This is a genomic window from Micromonospora sp. WMMD1120, assembly GCF_029626235.1.
Classification (GTDB): Bacteria; Actinomycetota; Actinomycetes; order Mycobacteriales; family Micromonosporaceae; genus Micromonospora.
Genome location: NZ_JARUBO010000005.1, coordinates 903,466 through 920,490, shown reverse-complemented (window position 1 = coordinate 920,490; position 17,025 = coordinate 903,466). Strand labels below are relative to the sequence as shown.

The following is a 17,025-nucleotide window of genomic DNA, read 5'->3' as shown; positions in this document are numbered from 1 at the left end:
GGCGACCACACGGGGAAACCGCCGCCGACCATCGCGACCGGAGGCGCCACCGTGCCGGACAGCAACGGGGAGGACGCGTGGCCGTGAACCACCTGACTGCGGGTCGCCCGGCTGAGCGGTCCCTGCGTGTCGCGATGGTGGTCCCGCCCTGGTTGTCGGTGCCGCCGCCCGGTTACGGCGGTCTGGAGCAGGTGGTGGCCGCCCTGGTGGACGGGCTCACCGGGCAGGGGCACTCGGTGACCCTGTTCGGCGCGGGCGACGACCACGGCACGGCTGCCGACGGCTTCGTCTCCACCGTGTCCGAGGTCCAGTACGACCGGCTCGGCGAGTCGCTGCCCGAGCTGGCCCATCTGGCCCGGGTGAACCGGCTGATCACCGCCGACGACTTCGACGTGATCCACGACCACACCACCATCGGCCCGCTGGTCGCCGGTCGCCGTGCCGTACCGACCGTCGCGACGGTGCACGGCAACCCGGTGGGGGAGTACGGCGACGTGCTCGGCGACGTCGACGCGGGCATCGCCCTGGTGGCGATCTCGCACGCCCAGCGGCAGCTCAACCCCGGCCTGCCCTGGGCCGGCACCGTGCACAACGCGCTGGACACCAGGGGGCTGCCGCGCAAGACCGCACCCGGTCGGGGGCCGGTGCTGTGGCTGGCGCGGTTCAGCCCGGACAAGGGCCCGGACGTCGCCATCCGGGCGTGCCGGGCCGCCGGGCTGCCGCTGCTACTGGCCGGCAAGTGCAACGAGCCGGCCGAACGCCGCTACTACGAGCAGGTCGTCGCGCCGCTCGTCGACCAGGACGTGACGGTCGTGTTGAACGCGGATCGCGCGGCGACGCTACGGATGCTCGTCGACGCCCGCTGTCTGATCATGCCGATCCAGTGGGACGAGCCCTTCGGCATGGTGATGCTGGAGGCGATGGCGACCGGTACGCCGGTGGTCGCCCTCAACCGGGGCGCGGTGCCGGAGCTGGTCCGGCCGGGGCGGACCGGGCTGGTCGTGGAGCGGCCGGAGGAGTTGCCCGGGGCGTTGCGGGCGGCGGAACGCCTCGACCCGGAGGACTGCGTGGCACACGTGGCGCAGGGCTTCTCGGTCGAGCGGATGGCGTACGGCTACGCGGAGGTCTACCGACGCTTCGCGCTGGACCGGCGCGAGAACCGCGAAACGGCACGGGTGCCGACCCGCTGACCGGGGCGTGGTGTGGTCACACCTGCACCGCGCCGAGCTGGGCGATGGCGGCGTCGAGCCGGGCCGCGTACGCCGGACTGATGCCCTGCTCACCGACCCGGACGGTGACCTTCTCGCGCAGCCGGGCCACCGGGGGCGCCAGCTCCTCGCGGCCGGAGCTGACCGCCGCTGTCAGGTTGCGCAGCTCGTTGCGCAGGTCGAGGGCCACGTCGTCACGGATCTCGCCGGCGCTCTGCCCCGCGTCGATCAGCCCGTGGATGCGGTTGGCGGCCTCGGTCAGGGTGCCCGGGTCCGTGGTCGGCGAACCGGTGCCCGACGGTGTGGCCGGGGCCGCCGTCGGCGCGGTTGTCGACGGCGTGGGTGGGTCGCTCGACGGGCTCGCGGTCGGGCCGGCCGAGGGCGGCGTGCGACGTGTCGGGCCGTCGGGTAGGAGAGCCACCACGGCCAGCGTCACCCCGACGGCCAGCGCCAGGAGCAACGCGAGCCGCCGGGCCGGCCACCTCGACGCGGTGACCGGGTCGCCCGGCGGGTCCGTCGTCGCCACCGGAGCCGGTGTGCCGGCGGCCGGCGGCGGGGGTTCGGCGGGCACCCGGACGGTGGCGGTCGGCGGTTCGGTGGGCAGCAGGTGGTCGCGGAGCGCGGTGGCGACCTGCCGGGCGGTCGGCCGCTCGGCCGGGTTCCGGGCGAGGCTGCGCAGGCAGATCTCGGCGATCGGGGCGGGCAGTTCCGGCAGTTCGGCGAGCGTCGGTGGCGGGTCGTTGGCCAGCGCGGCGCTGAGCTGGTCCCAGGTGTCCGCCGGGTACGGCACCCGGCCGGTGAGCGCCTCGTAGAGCAGGACGCCGAGCGAGTAGACGTCGGTGGAGGGCTGCGCGGGCGCGCCGTCGAGGCGTTCCGGTGCGACGTACGCCGGGGTGCCGAACGTGTCGCCGTCCTCGTCCTCGTCCGGAGCGCCGATCCGGGTGGCGATGCCGAAGTCGAGTACCTTCACCCCCGTACCGGTCATCATCACGTTGCCCGGGGTGATGTCCCGGTGCACGATGCCGAGCCGGTGCGCGGCGGCCAACGCGTCGGCGACCTGCGCGCCCACCTCGACCGCCTCGGTCCACGGCAACGGCCCCTCGGTGAGGCGCAGCTTCAGCTCCTCGCCGTTGAGCAGCTCCATCACCACGAACGAGGTGATCGAGCCGTCCGGGTCGACGGTCTCGCCGTAGTCGTGCACCGAGGTCAGGTGCGGGTGCACCAACTGGGCGGCGGCCCGCGCCTCCTCACGCACCATCCCCCGGAACCGCGCGTCGGCGGCGAGCGACGGGGCGAGCACCTTGAGCGCGACGACCCGGTCCAGCACCTCGTCCCGGGCACGCCAGATGACCGACATGCCGCCAGCGCCGATCTGGTCCAAGAGTCGGTATCTGCGAGCCAACAATCGGCCCGGATGCAGCGCTGCCTTCACGGATCGCACCTGCCTCAGGGGTGGGAGCCGTATCAGGTTGCGTGACCGGGTCCTGCCTGTCAACGCTGTCGGCGCCCGCCGTCGGCGGGCGGTGCCTGCGGTGCGCCGACCGTCGGAGGACAGCGGCCCACCGGTCGGCGGCGGGCCCGTGCCAGGATGAGAGGCATGGTGGGGGGACCGGTGGCGTTCGTGCTCGGCGGCGGGGGAGTGCTCGGCGCGGTCGAGGTGGGCATGCTGCGGGCGCTGTTCCGCGCCGGCATCCAGCCCGACATGGTGCTCGGCACCTCCATCGGCGCGGTGAACGGCGCGCTGGTCGCCGCCGACCCGTCCGAGGCGGTGACCGACCGGCTGGTCCGGCTCTGGGCGTCGCCGGAGGCGAGCGAGGTGTACGGCGACTCGGTCGCCCGGCAACTGCGCCGCTTCGCCGCCCGCACCCACCTGCACTCACCCCGGCCGTTGCGTCGTCTGCTGGAGACGACGCTCGGGGCGGACACCACCTTCGCCGACCTGCGGGTGCCGTTCCGCTGCTGCGCCGCCCACATCGAGCGCGCCGCCGAGTACTGGTTCGACAGCGGGCCGGTGGTGCCGGCGGTGCTGGCGTCGGCCTCGGTGCCGGGTCTGCTTCCGCCCATGGAGATCAACGGCGCGCACTACGTGGACGGTGGCATCGTCAACTCGATCCCGATCGGCGAGGCGGTGGCCATCGGAGCGCGCCGCATCTACGTCCTCCAGGTGGGCCGGATCGAACGCGAGCTGACGCCGCCCCGGCGGCCGTGGGAGATCGCGCAGGTCGCGTTCGAGATCTCCCGTCGGCACCGCTTCTTCCGGGAGATGGCGGCGCTGCCCGAGGGGGTGGAGGTGCACGTCCTGCCGACCGGTGGTCTCAACCCGCGCGACGACACCCCGTGGGCGTACCGGGACATGGCGGCCGTGGGCCGGCGGATCAGCCGGGCCTACACCGCCTCCCGGCGCTACCTCGCCACCCACCTGGAGCAGTGATGCCGCTGCCTCCCCGGTGGCTTCGTCGGTTGCTGATCGCCCCCGCCGTCGTCCTGCTCGCCTTCCTCGTGGTCACCACGTTGCCGGTCTGGGCGTTGCTCGCCGCCGCCGCGTCCCCGCTGGTCCCGGGCCGGTTACGCCCTCTGCGGCTGCTCTGGATCGGCTGCTTCTACCTGGTCTGGGACGCCGCCGCGCTGGTCGCGCTCTTCGTGCTGTGGGTAGCCTCCGGCTTCGGCTGGCGCACCCGGTCGCCGGCCTTCCAGCGGGCGCACTACGTGCTGGCCGGCTGGTTCCTGCGGCTGCTGTTCTGGCAGGCCCGGTGGACGCTGCGGTTGACGATCGACGTGGTGGGCACCGACCCGGACGTCGCGCTGCCCGGCCGGCCCGAGCTGGTGCTCTGCCGGCACGCCGGGCCCGGGGACTCGTTCATCCTGATCCACGGCCTGGTCAACTGGTTCCACCGGGAGCCGCGGATCGTGCTCAAGGACAGCCTCCAGTGGGACCCGGCTATCGACGTGCTGCTCAACAGGTTGCCCAACCGGTTCATCGCGCCGACGCCGGAGCGCGGCGAGGAGACGGTCCGCCAGGTCGGGCACCTGGCCGCCGGCCTGGACGACAACGACGCCTTCGTGATCTTCCCGGAGGGCGGCAACTTCACCCCCAGACGGCGACTGCGGGCCATCGCCCGGCTGCGCTCCCTCGGTCTGGAACGGATGGCGCTGCGCGCCGAACGGATGCGCCACGTGCTCGCCCCGCAGCCCGGTGGGATGCTCGCCGCGCTGGACGCCGCACCGGACTCCGGGGTCATCTTCGTCGCGCACACCGGTCTGGACCGGATGCTGACCGTCGCCGACGTGTGGCGGGAGTTGCCGATGGACAAGCGGATCGTGATGCGGTTCTGGTCGGTGCCGCCGGAGGAGGTGCCGACCGGGCGGCAGCAGCGCATCGACTGGCTCTTCGAGTGGTGGGCGCAAATCGACGCCTGGGTCGCCGACAACCGCTGATCGGGACCCGCGAACCCGGTTGCGATCGACGCAGCGTAGCGGAGCCCTCACTGTCGCGAGCCGAAGGCCGCCCGGCGGGGCAATGCCGGCTAGGGTTCGGGTCGTGGACGAGATCTGCGTGGTGACGACGGTGGTGGACGCGCGTTCGGTCGCCGACGTGCTGGCGGCCGCGGCCGTCGCCGGCAGGCTCGCCGCCTGCGCCCAGGTCGGTGGTCAGGTGGACAGCACCTACTGGTGGCGCTCCGGTGTGGAGACCAGCACCGAGTGGTCGGTGCAGTTCAAGACCGCGCCGGACCGTCTCCTCGCGTTGCTGGACCAGATCCGGGTCAGCCACCCGTACGAGGTGCCGGAGATCCTGGTGTCCAGGGTGGAGAGCGGTAATCCCGCGTACACGACCTGGGTGTTCGAGCACACCCGGCCCTGAGTACGCGCACTCTGGGCCGTACCCCGCCCGGCTTCCGATGATGGCCGGGTGGATGACAGCCGCTATCCCTGCCCGGCCTGCGCTGCGCCGGCCGACCTGACCGCCGGTTGCACCGGTTGTGGACGTCCGCCGGACCCGGTAGCCGCCGAGGTGGTCCGGTTGGGGCGGGAGGCCGCCGATCTCGAGCCGGAGGTCGAGCGGGCCCGCCGTACGTACACCGAGCTGGCCGCGCGCCTGTCGGCGGTGTCGCGTCGGCGGGCCGAGCTGGCGGCGGTCGTCCGCGCCGGGGTGGCCGCCTCGGCGGTGCCGCGACCGGTGTCCCCGGTCGGGGCGATGTCGCAGGTGGGGCCGGCGGGCGCGGCGGAGACCTCTACCCGGACGGTCCAGGGTCTGCTCTTCGTCCTCGGTGGACTGCTGCTGGGCAACGCGGCGGTGGTGTTCACGGCGGTGGCCTGGGCGTCGGTGGGCGTCGGCGGGCGTGCCTCGATCCTGGCGGCGTTCACCGCGCTCGCGCTGGGCGTACCGCTGGTGGCGGCACGCCGGGGGTTGCGGGGCACGGCGGAGACGTTCGCCGCTGTGGGGTTGCTGCTGGTGGTGCTCAACGGTTACGCGGCCTGGTCGGTGAACCTGGCCGGGGTGGCCGGTTGGCCGGGCAGCCGGTACGCCGCGCTGGTCGGGGGGGCCAGCGCGGCGGTCGCCGTGGGGTACGGCCGGTGGACCGGGTTGACCGGTCCCTGGTTCGCCGGCCTGGTGGCGGCTCAGCCGGTGCTGCCGCTGCTGGCCGTGGGGGCGGAGCCGGGCGCGGCCGGGTGGGCGCTGGTCCTGACCGGGGTGGCCGCGCTGAACCTGGCCGTGCTGGTGGCGCTGCGTGGCCGGGCCGGGGCGGCGGCGCTGGCCGGTCGGGTGCTGGCCGGGGTCGGTCACGTCGCCGCGCTGGTCGGTGGCGCGGGGTGCGCGGTGGTGCCCCTGGTCAGCGGGCGGGCGGGGGGCTCGCCGCTGCTGGCCGGGGCGCCGCTGCTGCTGGTGGCGTCGACCGGGTTCGCGGCGGCGTGGCTGGTCGGGGGGAGGGTGGCGCGGTCGGCGACCGCCGGGCTTCTGGTCCCGGTGGTCGCCGCCGCGCTGCTGCGTCCGGTGGCCGAGCTGCGGCCGGCGTGGCTGCTGCTCGCGGCGGGGACGGTGGCGCTCGGCCTGACCGCCGCCGTGCGGCTGCTGCCGGCCGGGGGCGGCGCGGCGGCGGCCGGTGCGGTCGGCCGGTGGACCGGTCCCCGCGCCGGTGCGCTGGCGGTCGCGGCGGGTACGGCACAGGTGGCCGTGTTGATCACCGTCGGGCTGGCGGTCGCCGCCGTCGGCAGGTCGCTGCCACCGTGGCAGGGGGCCGCTGCGGGGCCGGAGCTGAACTGGGGCTGGCAACTCGCGCCGGCCGTGGCGTTGGCGATCGGCGCGGCGGCGCTGCTGCTGCCCCGCGCCACCTGGGTGGTGCTCGCCCCGGCCGGCGCGGTGGCGGTGCTGCTGGCAGTGCCCGCCGGCTGGGTGGCCGGCTGGCCGCAGGTGCTGGCCGTCGACCTGGTCGGCGGCGTGGCGCTGCTGCTCACCGTGCTGGCCCGGCCGGGCGCCGCGCACACCAGGGCGCTGGGTGGCGGCGTACTCCTCGGGCACGGACTGCTCGTCGGCCTCGCCGCGCCGGCCGGCGCCCTGCTGGCCCTCGGCGTCATCGCGCTGGTCGGGCTGGCGTTGGCCGTCCGCCGGGGGAGCGGGTCGTATCGTCCGGTGGCCGGCGGGGGTCTGCTGGCCGCGCAGCTCGCGCTGCCCGGCAGCGCGGCGGTGGCGCTCTTCGCCGGGGGAGCGCCGCCCTGGTGGCAGGCCCGCCTCGCGCTGGCCGCCGCCGGGCTTGCGCTGGTCGTGGTGCTCGCGGTGGGTCGCCACCGGGTGGACCTCATCGGGTACGCGGTGACCGGCGCGACCGTCGCGGTGGCGGCGTCCGGCCTCGCGCCGCTGGTGGCGGCGGGTGACGAACCGCTCGTCCTGTACGCCGCGCTGGCGGTGCTGGGTGTCGCGCTCGTCGCCGTCGCCGACCGGTCGGGCGTCGACGACACGGGGTCGGCCCGTTCGGGGGTGGTTCTGGCGGCGGGCGGCACGCTGGCGGCGGTCGCTGTCCTGGCGGCGGCGCCGACGGTGCTGACCGCCCTCGTGCCGCCGTATGAAAATGGGCAGTGGGTGTGGTCGGGGCCGCCCACAGTCGTCGCCGACCCGGCTGCGCTCCCGGTCGGGGTGGCGCTGGTGGTGCTCGCGGGCGCCGCCGCCCTTGTCGCCCGGCTGCGGGGCCGGTCGGTCTGGCCGGCGTTGCCGTTCGGCGCGGCGGCGGTGCCGGTGCTGCTCGTCGCGGTCGGTGCGCCCTGGCCGGTGCTACCCGCCGGTGTGCTGCTCGTCGGGACGGCCGCGCTGCTGCGCGCCGCGCTGGGCGGGCCGCGTCCGCTGCTCGCTCCGGTCGCCGTGCCGGTGGGGGTCGTGCTGGTGGCCTCCGGCGTGCTGGGTCTGCTGGCCACCCGGGCCGGCACTATCGCCGCCGAGGCGGTGCTGCTGGTGGCAGCGGTCGCCGTCGCCGTCGGCGGGCGTCAGGTGCAGGTGCGCGTCGCTGGTTGCCTCACCGCGGTGGGGGCGGCGTCCGCGCTGGCGGTGACCGCCCCGCTCGCCGGCGGGCTGCCGCTGCGCGCCGCCGCGTACCCCCTGCTGGCGGTGGCGGCGCTGGTGCTGGCCGCCGCGGCCGTGACCACGCCGGCCCCGGCTCCGGTCGAGTCGCGGCCGGCCCCGGCTCCGGTCGAGTCGCGGCCGGTCACGGCCCGCGCCCGGTCGGGGCGGGTGCTGGACGCCGCCGCGCAGGCCGTCGCGCTGGTGGCGGCGGTCCTCGCCGTCGAGGTCGCGCGGCACCTGGCCACCGTCCTCGTGCTCTGGGGCGTCGCTGTCGCGTTGCGGCTGCTGCGCCGGGGGGAGCCGGTCGCGCGCCGGTGGGCGTTCGCCGGCATCGCCGCCGGCAGCGAGCTGCTCGGAGCGTGGGTGCTGCTGGCCGCCGGTGGGGTGACGGTGCTGGAGGCGTACACGGTGCCGGCCGCCGCGCTCGCCCTCGGCGCGGGGCTGCTGGCGCTGCGTACCCGGCCGGGTCTGACCAGTTGGCCGGCCCTCGGCCCGGGGCTTGTCGCGGGCCTGTTGCCGAGCCTCGTGTCGGTGCTCGCCGGCCCGGACCCGCAGCCGTGGCGGCGGCTGCTGCTCGGCGCCGTGGCGCTGGGCGCGGTGCTGGCCGGCGCGAACCGCCGCTGGCAGGCCCCGGTGCTGCTCGGCGGGGGCGTGCTCGTGCTGCTGGCGTTGTACGAGGTGGCCCGGGGCTGGGACCTGCTGCCCCGATGGATCTACCTGGGCCTCGGTGGGTTGGCGTTGGTCGGGCTCGCCGCCACCTACGAGCGGCGGCGGCGTGACCTGGCCCGGCTGCGCGCGGCGGTGGGCCGGCTGGGCTGAGCCGGGACGTCGGGGGTAGGGCCCGCCCTACCCCCGATTCGGGGGTTGCCAGGGTTACTCGGAGCTACCGCAGCCGGGAGGCTTGGAGTAGACCCGAACCACTCCGGTACGGGCCCATACGGGGACGGGAGCAGCAATGGCGCTCGGTGCGGTGGCGGAACCGCCGGTACGACGGCGAGGTAGTGATTACGCACAGTTGTCCCGGCGGGTCAGTCAGGCGGGCCTGTTGGAGCGGCGTCCCGGTGGCTACCTGACCCGCATCGTGCTCACCCTCGGCGCCTTCGTGGCCGGATGGGTGGCGGTGTTCCTGCTCGGCGACTCCTGGTGGCAACTGGCGCTCGCGGCAGTGCTGGCGGTGGCCACCACCCAGGTCGCGTTCCTCGGGCACGACGCCGGGCACCGCCAGATGTTCCGGCGGCGCGGCCCCAGCGAGGTGGTCGGTCTGGTCGCCGGCAACGCGGCGGTCGGACTCAGCTACGGGTGGTGGGTCGACAAGCACAACCGGCACCACGCCAACCCCAACCACGAGGACGAGGACCCGGACGTCGGCGCCGGGGCCCTGGTCTGGACGTACGAGCAGGCGCTGGAGACCCGGGGGTTCAGCCGGTGGCTGGCGCGCCGGCAGGCGTACCTGTTCTTCCCGATGCTCCTGCTGGAGGGCCTGAACCTGCACGTGTCGAGCATCCGGGCGGTCGTCGGCCGGGGGCCGGACGGAGGGTACGCCGTGCCGATGCGGCACCGGGCTGTCGAGGCGGCGCTGCTCCTCGCGCACACCGTCGGCTACCTGGCGCTGCTGCTGGCGGTCATGTCGCCGGTCAAGGCGCTGCTCTTCGCCGTGGTGCACCAGGCGCTGTGGGGTCTCTACATGGGCTGCGCGTTCGCGCCGAACCACAAGGGCATGCCGATGCCGACCGCCGGGGACGAGCTGGACTTCCTGCGCAAGCAGGTGTTGACCTCCCGCAACGTGCGGGGCAGCCGACTTGTGGACACCGCGTTGGGCGGGCTCAACTACCAGATCGAGCACCACCTGTTCCCGAACATGCCCCGCGCCAACCTGCGCCGGGCCCAGCCGATCGTCCGGGCCTACTGCGCCGAGCAGGGCATCCCGTACGCCCAGACCGGGCTGATCGAGTCGTACCGGCAGGCGCTCGGCCACCTGCACGAGGTGGGACGGCCGCTGCGAAGCTGAACCACACCCCGGGGGGCGGTGGGGGCGGCGCCGGGCCGGTGCCGCCCCCACCGGCGTGTGCCGGTGCCGTCGCGACGGGCGTGTGCCGGCTCGGTCTGTCGGCGTGTGCCGGCTCGGTCTGTCGGTGGGTGCCGGCTCGGTCTGTCGGTGTGTGCCGGCCCGGTCGACACCCCGCCACCGCTGGTCGATCGTGCTCGCCGCCCCCGGTAGGGTCGGCGCATGGCAGACCTGCTCACCGCGGCGGCCGCGGCATGAGATTCGAGATCAGCAAGGTGTTGGACGCCATCGAGGGGCGGGTCTGCACGGACCCGTCGCTGGCCCGGGCCGTCGTCGACCTGGCCGAGATCATCCGATACCAGGACATCGACGGTGGCCGACCGGCCAGCCTGCTGCGCCTCGGCATGGTCATCGACGCGCTCTCCCGCGAACTGGAAGAGGACAGCGTCCAGGTCTACGCGGTGGTGCACCGGGCGTTGCTCTCCGACGCCGACCTCACCTCGAACGAGCGGATGGTCGTCCGCCGCTGGGCCGACGACGGGCTCGTGGAGGTGCTCGACAACCCGGGCGACCGCATGCTGGAGGTCGCCGACCTGCTTGGGCTGCCGGTGCTCAGCCGGGTCCGCTTCGACGGGCTGCGCGGTCGGTTCCCGTGGCTCGTCGAGCAGCCGGGTCGGGTGGTCGCCCCGGTGCCCGGAGCGGGTGGGCCGGTGTTCATCGCGCACGTCGGTGGCGGTCACGAGCCGGTGGCCGGCACGCGGTCACCGACCGGCGTCAAGCTGCTGGCCCGGCACTGGCGCTGCCCGGAGTCGGGCTGCGCGCTGTTCGGCGGCGGTGGTGGTGGCGGCGCGTTCGCCGACCTGGCCGGAGGTGCCGACCGCAGCCCCGCCGCGCAGGCGCCGCCCGCGCTGCGCAACGGTGTGCCGACCTGCCCCCGGCACGGCGTACGGCTGCGTGACGTCGGCCCGCGCCCGCGTACCGAGGTGCTCGCCGTTCGGGTCGGCGGCCTGGTCCGGCGGCGGTTCGTGCTGAGCGAGGAGCAGCCGGTGGTGGCGGGCCGCGCTCCCGAGCAGGACGGCGGCATCATGCTCGGGCAGTGGCTCAACGACGAGGCCCGGCGGTGGATCAGCCGGGGTCACGTCCGCTTCGAGCTGCGGGTCGGCGAGGTCATCGTGACCGACATCAGCACGAACGGCTCCGGCATCCGCCCGGCCGGCTCGATGGCGGAGGCGGACCGCATCCCCCTGGCCCCGCAGCAGTCCCGCGTCCTCGGCGAGAACGACATGGTCGAGCTGTACCCGGGGGTGCAGATCGGCCGGGCCGAGGAACTGCCGACCGGCGCCCCGTTCACACCCACCTCGGTGATGGCCGAGGCCCCCACAATGGCCATGCGTCTACCCCGCCCCTGATCCAGCTACCCCCGGCCCCCGGCCCGGTATGACTTCTTGCCCCTGTCGTTCGGATGAGGCGGGGGGTGTTGTCGCCGGGTCGGGTGGCGACGGTGGGCCCGCTGGCAGGGGCACGGCCGCCCGGGACGCCCACGTCATCGCTGACGCCGCCCGTGGCCTGCCCCGCACGCTGCGGCGGGTCGACGTCGGTGCCTGGCCCCGGCCGAGATGGAAGTCCTCGTCGGCTGCGATGACGACCCCGCGGGCAGCGCCACCCGGCCGGACTGCGCTAGACCGCCCGCCGCACCCTAGTCTCGTTCGCTGAGGCGCACGTGCCTCGCATGGGTGAACGTCTCGTCGCGCAGATCATGACCGCCCTCGACGAGCAGACCATCACCGTCCCCGGCGCTGCTGCGGCGGAGACGATCCCGTCTCGTCTCGCCTCGTCTCGCCTCGCCTCGCCTCGCCTCGCGCCGCGCCGCGCCGCGCTTCGCCTCTGCGACGTCCTGCGACAACGTGACCAGGTCGCGGCGCCCTCGCCGAGGACACCCCTCGACCTGCACGCCGTTGACGTCAGCGGACTGTCCGTGGACGAGACACACCAGGCGGTGCTCGCTGGCGTCGCAGACCTTGATCCGGCCGCCCCCGGCCCGCCGGCGAGCCGGCGACTAGGCAAGCCGCGTCCTGCCCCTCGGTGCACAGCCCTCGCACTACCGTCGATCCATGGAGTCCGATCCATTCCGACGAGCTGGAGCCCGTACCCCATGACCGTGCCGCTCATCGACGTTCCCCCCACGACCCTGCTTGCCGAGCTCCGCCGCGTCCGCGCCAGCGCCGAGGACCGCGACGCCGCGCTGTCAGCACTGGGTCTGCGCCCCCTCAGCGGCGGCATGCAGAACGACATCTACCTGTGGACGTCACCCCAGGAGGGCGAGGTGATCATCAAGCTGTACGTCAAGACCGACCGGCAACGCGCCGAGCGGGAATGGGCAGCCCTCACCCTGCTCGCTCCCCACCACCTCCACACCGTGCCCGCTCCGTTGTGGCACGACGCCGCGCCGGTCGAGCCCGCGATCGGCATGACTCGCCTGCACGGGCAGCCGCTGACCGGGGCCGCAGACCCGCTGGCCGCCCTGCGCGCCCTCGCAGACACCACCAGACGACTTCAGGCCGTGCCCTTGACCGGTCCGCTCGCCGAACTGCCACGAGTCGACTGCGGCGAGCACTACCTGGCCCGACTGACTCAGACGTGGCCGGACCTGCTCGCCAGCCAGCCCAACGACCCGTTGACTCCCACCATGCAGCGCTTGCTGGAGACCTGGCGGCTCAGCGGCGACGCTGACATGGTCACCGCTCAGGCGGCAGGGGTGCTGTCCCGCGGCGACGCGAACTTGCTCAACTGGATGCTGACCGACAGCGGCGCCGCATGCGTCGACTTCGAGTACGCCGGCTACAGCAACGTCGAATTCGACGCCGCAGACCTCGTCGAGCACATCAGCGGCCGCGCCGTACCGGACAGCATTTGGGTGCAGCTCCTGCCTGACCTTGGGATCACCGACGCGACCCGCCGCCGCTTCGCCGCGAACCAGCGAACGTGCGCTCTGCGATGGCTCGCGGTTCTGTGGACGCAGCGCGACCGCCGCCGTGAGGAGTTCACCGTTCAGCACCAGCGGGTCGAAATGCTCTACAGCACCGGCAACCCCTACACCTAACCATTCGGTCCCGGGCTGGCCCCGGTCCGGGCTGGCCCCGGTCCGGGCTGGCCCCGGTCCGGGCTGGTCCCGGTCCGGGCTGGTCCCGGTCTGGGTTGGCCCCGGTCCGGGCTGGTCCCGGTCTGGGTTGGCCCCGGTCTGGGTTGGCCCCGGTCTGGGTTGGCCCCGGTCTGGGTTGGCCCCGGTCCGGGTTGGCCCCGGTCCGGGTTGGCCCCGGTCTGGGTTGGCCCCGGTCCGGGTTGGCCCCGGTCCGGGTTGGCCCCGGTCCGGGTTGGCCCCGGTCTGGGTTGGCCCCGGTTGATCATGAAGTTATTGCCAGGACACGCCGGGTGGTTTCTAGGCTTCAGTGCAACTGATCTTGGTTGGGCTGGGGGTGCTGGTGGCGAGGCCGGGTGTGGTGACGTTTGGGCATCGGCAGGTGTTGGAGCATCTGTGGGGGGCAGGGCGGACGATTTCGCAGATCGCGGGTGTGCTCGGGGTGTCGGTGAGCACGGTCTCGCGGGAGGTGGGCCGGTATCACAGTGCCCGGCATGGGACGAAGAACCCGTTGGGGCGGTCGTTGCCGTCGGGGCGGGCTCGGGCGCCGTATCGGTGGGGGTATCAGGCGCAGTGGGCGCAGCGGCGTGCTGACGCGGCGCGGCGTCGGCCGAAGGCGACGAAGTTGGGGGCCGGGACGCGGCTGCGGCAGGTGGTGCGGGGCAGACTGGCGCGTAGGTGGTCTCCGACGCAGATCGCCGCGTGGCTGCGGGCCATGTTCGCTGACCGGCCGGAGTTGCAGGTGTCTCACGAGACGATCTACCAGGCGATCTACGTTCAGTCGCGGGGCAGCCTGCGGGAGGAGTTGACTCGGCAGGTCGCTCTGCGCTCGGGACGCGCCGACCGGCGTGCCCAGTCGCGGCTGGCGGCAGCGGATCGGGGCCGCCGCCCCTGGATCGGGGACCTGCACATCAGTAACCGGCCCGCCGAGGCCACCGACCGGGCCGTGCCGGGTCACTGGGAAGGTGATCTGGTCATCGGCAAGGGCGGCCGCTCGGCGATCGTGACACTGGTCGAACGCGCCACCCGCTACGTGATGCTCGGCGCGCTGCCGCACGGGCGTGACACCGAAGCCGTCATCGGCGTGCTCACCGACCTCACCGCCCGACTACCGACGCACCTACGCCGCTCACTGACCTGGGACCAAGGCAGCGAGATGGCCGCCCACGCGGTCTTCACCGTCGCCACCGGCTGCCCGGTCTACTTCTGCGACCCCCACAGCCCCTGGCAACGCGGCAGCAACGAGAACACCAACGGCCTGCTACGCCAGTACTTCCCCAAAGGCAGCTACGACTTCCGCAGCATCAACCAGAGCGGCCTCGACGAGATCGCCCACGAACTGAACACCCGCCCCCGCCAAACACTCGACTGGGCAACCCCAGCCGAACGCCTAGACCACCTCATCGCCGCCTAACGATTGCACTCACCCCTTGACCCCAAGCCGGGGTGGACGGCAATAACTTCATGATCAACGCCGGGCGGGGGTGGGCGGGGCGCCGGTGGGGGTGGGGTGGGTGGGTGGGGTGGGTGGGGGTTAGGCGGACAGCACCTCGGTCAGCGCGTTGACCGCCAGGTCGATCTCCTCTTCGGTGATGACCAGCGGCGGGGCGAGCCGGATGGTGGAGCCGTGGGTGTCCTTGGCCAGCACGCCGCGCTCCGCCAGCCGCTCACACGCCTCCCGGCCGCTCATCAGCGCCGGGTCGATGTCCAGACCGGCCCACAGGCCGCGTACGCGTACCCCGACCAGGCCTCTGTCAACCAGAGCCTCCAGGCCGGTACGGAGTCGCTCGCCCAGCTCGGCGGAGCGGCGCTGGAACTCGCCGGTGGCCAGCAGTCGGACCACCTCGACGGCCACCGCGCAGGCCAGCGGGTTGCCGCCGAAGGTGGAGCCGTGCTGGCCGGGCTTGAGCACGCCGAGCACGTCGGCGTTCGCGGCCACCGCGGACACCGGCACGATGCCGCCGCCGAGGGCCTTGCCGAGGAGGTACATGTCGGGTACGACGCCCTCGTGGTCGCAGGCGAACGTCGCCCCGGTACGCCCCAGCCCGGACTGGATCTCGTCGGCGATGAAGAGCACGTTCCGGTCGGTGCAGACCTGGCGTACGCCGGGCAGGTAGCCCTCCGGTGGCAGCACCACGCCCTGCTCGCCCTGGATCGGCTCGAGCAGTACGGCGACGGTGTTCTCGTCGATCGCGGCGGTCAGCGCGTCCAGGTCGCCGTACGGAACGATGGTGAACCCCGGGGTGTACGGCCCGAAGTCGGCGCGGGCGTCCTCGTCGGTGGAGAAGCTGACGATGGTGGTGGTCCGGCCGTGGAAGTTGCCCTCGGCGACCACGATGTTGGCCTGACCGGCGGGCACGCCCTTGACCTGGTAGCCCCACTTCCGGGCCACCTTGATCCCGGTCTCCACCGCCTCGGCGCCGGTGTTCATCGGCAGCACCAGGTCCTTGCCGCACAGCTCGGCCAGCTCGCGGCAGAAGTCGGCGAACTGGTCGTGGATGAACGCCCGACTGGTCAGCGTGAGCCGGTCGAGCTGGGCGTGCGCGGCGGCGATCAGCTGCGGATGCCGGTGGCCGAAGTTCAGCGCGGAGTAGCCGGCCAGGCAGTCGAGGTAGCGCCGGCCGTCCACGTCGGTGAGCCAGGCTCCCTCGGCGGACGAGATCACCACCGGCAGCGGGTGGTAGTTGTGCGCCGTCCAGCGCTCGGCGTCCCGGACCGCTCCCGGCGTCCGCAGGATGTTGTCGATCACTTGCTTGCCTTTCCCTGACGGAGTCGTAGCGTGCAGCACTTCGGTCCGCCGCCGGCCTTACGCAGCTCGGACAGGTCGACACCGATGGTTTCGTAGCCCCGGTCGCGCAGCTTGGCGGCCAGGTCGGTGGCCTGCGCGGGCAGCACCACGTGCCGCCCGTCGCTGACCGCGTTCAGCCCCAGCACCTCGGCGTCGGCCATGGTGGCGTGCACCGCGTCCGGGAAGAGCCGGCGCAGCACCGCCTGGCTGCCGGGGGAGAACGCCTCCGGCAGGTACGCCACGGTCCGCTCGTCGAGCACCGTCAGCGCCGTGTCCAGGTGGTAGAAGCGCGGGTCGACGAGCTGCATGGTGATCACCGGGTAGCCGAAGACCTCCTGCAACTGGGCGTGCGAGGCGTGCGCGGTGCGGAAGCCGGTGCCGGCCAGCAGGTGGTCCCCGGCCAGCAGGACGTCGCCCTCACCCTCGTTGACGTGCTTCGGGTCGTACACCTCGAAGCCGGCGGCCTCGAACCAGGCCCGGTACGCCGGCGCCTCGTCGGCGCGCTGCGGGTCGCGGAACTGCACTGCCATCGCCTTGCCGTCGATCACCGTGCCGCCGTTGGCGGCGAAGACCATGTCGGGCAGGCCGGGCACCGGAGTGATCTCCTCGACGGTGTGGCCCAGGTCGAGGTACGTCTGGCGGAGCTGCTCCCACTGCTGAACGGCCAGCGCGACGTCCACCGGCGCGCTCGGGTCCATCCAGGGGTTGATCGCGTAGTCGACGGCGAAGTACGTCGGCCGGCACATCAACAGGCGCTGGCTGGTGGCGTCCATCGTCATTGTCCTGCTCCCAGGGGTCGGGCGCGCCCGGCCACCGTGGCCCACGGGCTGGCGCCGTTGCTCAACGTTATGCGGGGTCAGCGGCAGGATCTACCGTCGAGAGTTGCGCACAGCGCAGATTCGTTGCGTGTGAGGGGTGCCGGACTGCGATTCGTTGCGTCGACAGCCCGACCGGGCTCGGTTCGTGTTCTAGGCCACGCGCCCCACTCCGGCGTCGATCTTGCGCTTCCTGTCGCCGCATACGGGGACCAGAGCGACAAAACGGCAACCGAAAGTGCAAGATCGTCGGGGCGCATCCCGGGGCCGCATCCCGGGGCCGCACTCCGGGGCGCATCCCGGGGCCGCACTCCCGGGGCCGCACTCCGGGGCCGCACTCCGGGGGCGCACCCCGGGGACGCATCCCCGGGACGCATCCCGGTGACACGCCGCCGGGGCCAGCCTCCGGGAGGCGCTCGGCGCGCGCCCGGCGCCCCGGCCCCGGACGCACTTCAGGGGCGGCGAACCGCCGCCCCTGAAAGGTGTGTCGCCCGGCCGGTGAACCACCGGGAAGTTCGGGCTGCCG

At 73.8% G+C, this 17,025-nt stretch carries 12 protein-coding genes and 1 pseudogene; 10 read left to right on the top strand and 3 right to left on the bottom strand.

Going from position 1 to position 17,025, the window contains the following annotated elements; genetic code table 11:
• Positions 1 to 134: 134 nt before the first annotated feature.
• On the top strand, positions 135 to 1,190 hold the full coding sequence (locus O7634_RS04380) for a glycosyltransferase family 4 protein (protein WP_278153870.1): 1,056 nt from the start codon (positions 135 to 137) through the stop codon (positions 1,188 to 1,190).
• A gap of 16 nt (positions 1,191 to 1,206) precedes the next feature.
• Here the strand turns inward: O7634_RS04380 and O7634_RS04375 are convergent, their stop codons facing one another.
• Positions 1,207 to 2,640, bottom strand: a complete 1,434-nt coding sequence (locus tag O7634_RS04375) for a serine/threonine-protein kinase (RefSeq protein WP_278148880.1) — start codon at positions 2,638 to 2,640, stop codon at positions 1,207 to 1,209.
• Between the two features lie 165 nt (positions 2,641 to 2,805).
• Here O7634_RS04375 and O7634_RS04370 point away from each other — a divergent pair, with 165 nt between their 5' ends.
• From O7634_RS04370 to O7634_RS04330, 9 genes and pseudogenes are all read left to right on the top strand, one after another.
• Positions 2,806 to 3,639, top strand: a complete 834-nt coding sequence (locus O7634_RS04370; protein ID WP_278148879.1) for a patatin-like phospholipase family protein — start codon at positions 2,806 to 2,808, stop codon at positions 3,637 to 3,639.
• Entirely contained in the window at positions 3,639 to 4,643 is a 1,005-nt protein-coding gene (locus tag O7634_RS04365; protein WP_278148878.1) for a 1-acyl-sn-glycerol-3-phosphate acyltransferase, read from the top strand. Before O7634_RS04370 ends, O7634_RS04365 begins: the two co-directional genes overlap by 1 nt.
• Before the next feature lie 103 nt (positions 4,644 to 4,746).
• Entirely contained in the window at positions 4,747 to 5,067 is a 321-nt protein-coding gene (cutA, locus tag O7634_RS04360) for a divalent cation tolerance protein CutA (RefSeq protein ID WP_278148877.1), read from the top strand.
• Between the two features lie 48 nt (positions 5,068 to 5,115).
• Positions 5,116 to 8,574 carry a hypothetical protein gene (locus O7634_RS04355; protein ID WP_278148876.1) on the top strand — a complete coding sequence of 1,153 codons (3,459 nt, stop codon included), beginning with the start codon at positions 5,116 to 5,118 and terminating at the stop codon, positions 8,572 to 8,574.
• A 136-nt stretch (positions 8,575 to 8,710) separates the two neighbouring features.
• On the top strand, positions 8,711 to 9,763 hold the full coding sequence (locus O7634_RS04350) for an acyl-CoA desaturase (protein ID WP_278148875.1): 1,053 nt from the start codon (positions 8,711 to 8,713) through the stop codon (positions 9,761 to 9,763).
• 251 nt (positions 9,764 to 10,014) lie between these two features.
• A complete protein-coding gene (locus O7634_RS04345; RefSeq protein WP_278148874.1) occupies positions 10,015 to 11,169 on the top strand; it encodes an FHA domain-containing protein in 1,155 nt (384 codons plus the stop codon).
• A 112-nt stretch (positions 11,170 to 11,281) separates the two neighbouring features.
• Positions 11,282 to 11,597, top strand: a pseudogene (locus O7634_RS04340) (IS110 family transposase); the annotation flags it as partial.
• Positions 11,598 to 11,912: 315 nt separating this feature from the next.
• Positions 11,913 to 12,860, top strand: a complete 948-nt coding sequence (locus O7634_RS04335) for an aminoglycoside phosphotransferase family protein (protein ID WP_278153869.1) — start codon at positions 11,913 to 11,915, stop codon at positions 12,858 to 12,860.
• Positions 12,861 to 13,206: 346 nt separating this feature from the next.
• Positions 13,207 to 14,310, top strand: coding sequence for an IS30 family transposase (locus tag O7634_RS04330; protein ID WP_347404239.1), 1,104 nt, complete (start codon positions 13,207 to 13,209; stop codon positions 14,308 to 14,310).
• Between the two features lie 120 nt (positions 14,311 to 14,430).
• Here O7634_RS04330 and rocD read toward each other — a convergent pair whose 3' ends face one another.
• Together rocD and ddaH are read right to left on the bottom strand one after the other, a co-directional pair.
• Positions 14,431 to 15,645 (bottom strand): ornithine--oxo-acid transaminase, encoded by a 1,215-nt coding sequence (gene rocD, locus O7634_RS04325; RefSeq protein WP_278148873.1) that lies wholly within the window; start codon positions 15,643 to 15,645, stop codon positions 14,431 to 14,433.
• Entirely contained in the window at positions 15,642 to 16,457 is an 816-nt protein-coding gene (gene ddaH, locus O7634_RS04320) for a dimethylargininase (RefSeq protein WP_278153868.1), read from the bottom strand. The genes rocD and ddaH overlap by 4 nt, the downstream gene beginning before the upstream one ends.
• Positions 16,458 to 17,025 lie beyond the last annotated feature (568 nt).